The organism is Eudoraea sp., assembly GCF_049665975.1.
GTDB lineage: Bacteria > Bacteroidota > Bacteroidia > Flavobacteriales > Flavobacteriaceae > Eudoraea.
In genome coordinates, this window is record NZ_JBATGR010000542.1 from 1 (window position 1) to 4,396 (window position 4,396).

5 protein-coding genes are annotated in these 4,396 nt (G+C 35.7%); 4 read left to right on the forward strand and 1 reads right to left on the reverse strand.

The features are described 5' to 3' along the window. The 4 genes from WBN20_RS17035 to WBN20_RS17050 all read left to right on the forward strand — a co-directional run. Positions 1–183 (forward strand): vitamin B12 dependent-methionine synthase activation domain-containing protein (locus tag WBN20_RS17035; protein ID WP_424282551.1); only part of this gene is annotated, 183 nt, incomplete at its 5' end. A gap of 105 nt (positions 184–288) precedes the next feature. Further along, positions 289–1,242, forward strand: a complete 954-nt coding sequence (gene metF, locus WBN20_RS17040; RefSeq protein ID WP_424271172.1) for a methylenetetrahydrofolate reductase [NAD(P)H] — start codon at positions 289–291, stop codon at positions 1,240–1,242. Between the two features lie 91 nt (positions 1,243–1,333). Beyond that, complete coding sequence (locus WBN20_RS17045) at positions 1,334–2,434, forward strand: acyloxyacyl hydrolase (protein WP_424282552.1); 1,101 nt, start codon at positions 1,334–1,336, stop codon at positions 2,432–2,434. A gap of 29 nt (positions 2,435–2,463) precedes the next feature. After that, positions 2,464–3,237, forward strand: coding sequence for a head GIN domain-containing protein (locus tag WBN20_RS17050; RefSeq protein WP_424282553.1), 774 nt, complete (start codon positions 2,464–2,466; stop codon positions 3,235–3,237). A gap of 5 nt (positions 3,238–3,242) precedes the next feature. Here WBN20_RS17050 and gldA read toward each other — a convergent pair whose 3' ends face one another. After that, positions 3,243–4,139 carry a gliding motility-associated ABC transporter ATP-binding subunit GldA gene (gene gldA / locus WBN20_RS17055; RefSeq protein ID WP_424282554.1) on the reverse strand — a complete coding sequence of 299 codons (897 nt, stop codon included), beginning with the start codon at positions 4,137–4,139 and terminating at the stop codon, positions 3,243–3,245. Positions 4,140–4,396: the final 257 nt, after the last annotated feature.

Sequence of the window (4,396 nt, forward strand, 5' to 3'; positions counted from 1 at the left end):
ACAGATAACCTGGCTATGTTCCCTGCAGCAAGTGTAAGCGGGTATTATTTTGCACATCGCGATGCTCGGTATTTTGGATTGGGTAAGATTACGGAAGACCAGATTGTTGATTATGCAGGGAGGAAAGAAATTGAGTTGAGTAAGGCAAGGAAATGGCTTGCTCCAAATATAGCTGAAGAATAAGAGAAAGATCCTGTTAAATTTAAACAGGAACAAAGAATTAGCTGGATAAAAAAATCCTATTCAAAAATTCTTTGAACCAAAAATATTGAAAAGCAATAAGCATAAATGAAAGTCACGGAACATATAGAAAGAGCTAAAGGGAATACACTATTCTCTTTTGAAATTATTCCTCCGGTTAAAGGTAGAAACATAAAAGAGTTATACGATAATATTGATCCTTTAATGGACTTCAATCCACCCTTTATAGATGTCACTACTTCCCGGGAAGAATATATCTACATCGATAAAAATGGACTTTTAGATAAAAAACTAACGCGTATGCGGCCGGGTACCGTCGGGATTTGCGCTTCAATAAAGCATAAATATGATGTAGATACCATTCCGCATGTCCTATGTGGAGGTTTCACCAAGGAAGAAACAGAATACTTATTAGTTGATTGTCACTATCTGGGGATAGACAATATTATGGCCCTAAGAGGAGATGCAATGAAGGAAGAGAAATATTTTGAACCCTCAAAAGGAGGGCACGTGTACGCATCAGAACTGGTAGAGCAAATACATAATCTTAATTGCGGCCAATATCTGCATGAAGTTGTAGAGACAGATTATTGTGCAGATTTTTGTATTGGAGTAGCCGGGTATCCTGAGAAACATATGGAGGCACCTTCTTTACAAACAGACTTAAAATGGCTGAAGAAAAAAGTTGAACTTGGCGCAAATTATGTAGTAACCCAAATGTTTTTTGATAATAAAAAGTTTTTTGCTTTTGTAAAAGCAGCGAGGGATATGGGTATTAACGTTCCCATAATTCCCGGGATAAAACCAATAGCCGTTAAAAGGCACTTACAATTATTACCTCAGGTATTTAGAATTGACCTTCCTCAGGATTTGATTGATGCGGTTGAAACTTGCAAGAATAATAAGGAAGTAAGACAAATTGGGATTGATTGGGCAATTGAGCAATCAAAAGAATTAAAAGCGGCAGGAATTCCAGTACTTCACTACTATTCCATGGGCAAATCAGATAATATTAAAGCGATTGCTAATGCTGTTTTTTAGTTTTATAATGGTTCTTCATCGTTCAATTTCCTAAAGATAACCCTGTACACCCAAAGAGAATTACACTTATTATTTGCTATTTTTACACCCAATGAACACCAGATTTTTTTACGCATGCCTACTTTCCTGTCTGTGGTGTTTTTCGCAAAAAGAACAAGTACCTAAAAAATTTACCATAGATGCCAATCCCTTTTATGGTTCTATTATCCTTCACAACACGGATATTTCTCATTTAATCAATGCACACCCTGCAGGAGTTATTCTTAGCTTCAATAAGAAAAATTTTGGAACTAAGGAATGGCATGAGGAATATAACTATCCAGATACAGGGGTTTCTTTTATTTATCAGGATATGAATGATGAAATCCTTGGCAATAATTTTAGTTTGTACGCGCATTACAATTTTTATTTCTTTAAGCGGAACATGCAATTCAGAATTGGTCAGGGTTTAGCCTATAACACCAATCCCTACGATAAAAATCAAAATTTCAGAGGTAATGCATACGGCTCTCACATAATGAGCTCTACCTTACTAATGCTCAATTATCACAAGGAAAAATTATTCAAAAACGTGGGAATTAAAGCAGGAATATCCATTATACATTATTCTAATGCCAATGTAAAATCACCAAATACCTCTACGAATACATTTGCCTTTAATGCAGGACTTGTTTACAATTTGAATGGAAATGAAGAAATTGTTTATATAAAGAATACGAATAAAGAAAAAATTACACAACCTATTAAAGCTAACCTTGTCTTTAGAACTGGTATTAATGAGAGTGATGTGGTTAATTCTGGCCAGTTTCCATTTTATATTTTCTCGGTTTATGGGGACAAACGCTTATCCCGAAAAAGTGGAATACAACTTGGAGCAGACTTGTTTTTTTCTAATTTTTTAAAAGAATTGATCCGTTATCAGTCCGTATCCTTTCCAGAGTTGGATGTCGATCCCAACACCGATTATAAGCGTGTGGGTATGTTCCTGGGATACGAGCTCTATATTTCTAAATTAAGTGTTATTGCTCAGCTGGGTTATTATGTTTATTATCCTTTTGATTTTGAAGGAAAAGTTTACAATAGAATTGGTTTAAAATATTATTTTGGAAAAAAAATGTTTGGTGCGGTTACTTTAAAATCCCATGGTGCGGCAGCCGAAGCGGTTGAGTTTGGCCTTGGAATAAGATTATAGATATTACCGACAATAAATTTGTTTAAGGCATGAAGTTTTTAAGAAGTATATATTTGGTAGTGGTCATGGGTGTTGGACTCTTTTTTGTGATGAGTTGCAATGGAGATAATGCGCCCGATTGCTTTCAAAATGCAGGAGACATCAAACGTGAGGTTATCCCGGTAGAAAGCTTTACAAAAATAACCCTTAATGAAAATACAAAATTGGTCCTTAAAGAGGGGAATTCAATATTGGTAGAAGTTGAAACCGGAGAATTTTTGCGTAACGAAGTGAATGCTGAAGTGAAGGACGGGAGGTTAGTGCTAACGGACACCAATAATTGTAATTTTTTCAGGAAATACGGGCTTACTACTTTTTATGTTACTGCCCCAAATATCACTGAAATCAGAAGTAATACAGGCTTTTCTACAGTGAGTGATGGGGTGTTGTCTTATCCTCAGATTACTCTGATTTCTGAAAGCTTTAATGATCCCGAAAACCTGACAACAGATGGTGAGTTCGACCTGGAATTGGCATCACAGAATATCAATGTAGTAGTTAACGGGATCGCATATTTTAAACTAAAAGGGAGTTCCGCCAATTTAAGTGTGGTAGTTGCAGCCGGCGATTCCAGAGTTGAAGCGGCATCACTATTGGTTCAGAATGTAACATTTAACCATAGAGGAAGCAATGATATAATTATTAATCCACTGGAGTCATTAAGGGGAACAATTAGGGGAACCGGGGATGTACGGAGCTCCAATCGTCCTGAGGTAATAGAAGTGGAGGAACTCTATAAGGGGAGACTAATTTTTGATGACTAGCCAATTTAGTTGCCGGTTAATTCTGTAAACAAACCTTCCAGATTTTTATTCTTTCGGCTTAGTTGTAGCGTTTTGAGTTTATTGTCATGGGCAAAATCAAAAACAACTGATCGCATATCTTTAGAAGTGCCAAAGGTAATTTCATATACGAACCCCCCTGTGTTAAGCACCTTGGTAACCTTGGGCAATCTTTGCAGGAATGCTTCTTCTACGCGATAATCAAATTCAACTTCAATTATCTGCTCATTCTCCTCCCTCAGATCGGCAAGTTTTTTATCTGCCACCAACATCCCCTCGTTAATTATAAGCACCCTATCGCAAACAGCTTCTACTTCTTTCATGATATGAGTTGATAACAAAATGGTCTTTTTTTTGCTAATCTCCTTAATAAGTTTTCTAAATTCAATAAGTTGATTTGGATCTAATCCAGTAGTGGGTTCATCTAAGATCAATACTTCAGGATCATGAAGAAGAGCGGAGGCAAGGCCTACACGCTGCTGATATCCTTTAGACAATGCGCCAATTTTTTTATGGGCTTCCGGGCTCAATCCGGTTTGTTCTATTACTTTGGTTATTCTTTTTTTCGATATTTTATAAACTTCGGCATTAAAAGCAAGATATTCCTTTACATACATGTCTTTGTAGAGCGGGTTATGTTCCGGTAAATACCCTATACATTTTTGTACTTCTCTTGGCTTCGAGAGCACATCATACTCGTTAACAAAAGCTTCGCCTTTGTCGGCTTTACTATATGTGGTCAGAATCTTCATCATTGTAGATTTCCCCGCGCCGTTTGGACCTAAGAACCCTACAATCTCACCTTTTTTTATCTCAAAAGACACCTTATTTAGTGCTTTTTGAGAACCAAAACTCTTAGAGATATTTATGACCTTTAAAGACATGTGCTAAATTTTTAGCAAAAATAAACATTGCAAGTTTAAGCTCGTATTTCGTTTACTTAATTTTGATTAATCAATTGAAAATTCAAAGAAATAAAAACATGACCTTATTTCATACAATGATAAATTCTCAAAAAAAAATTACATTCAAATAATTATCCGCAAAGAAATCAGGGATACTGTGAATATTCAAAAAAATATATTTATAAACATCGAATTTTAAATTTAATATTTACCTTAGCCACATATTTGCAGAAAAA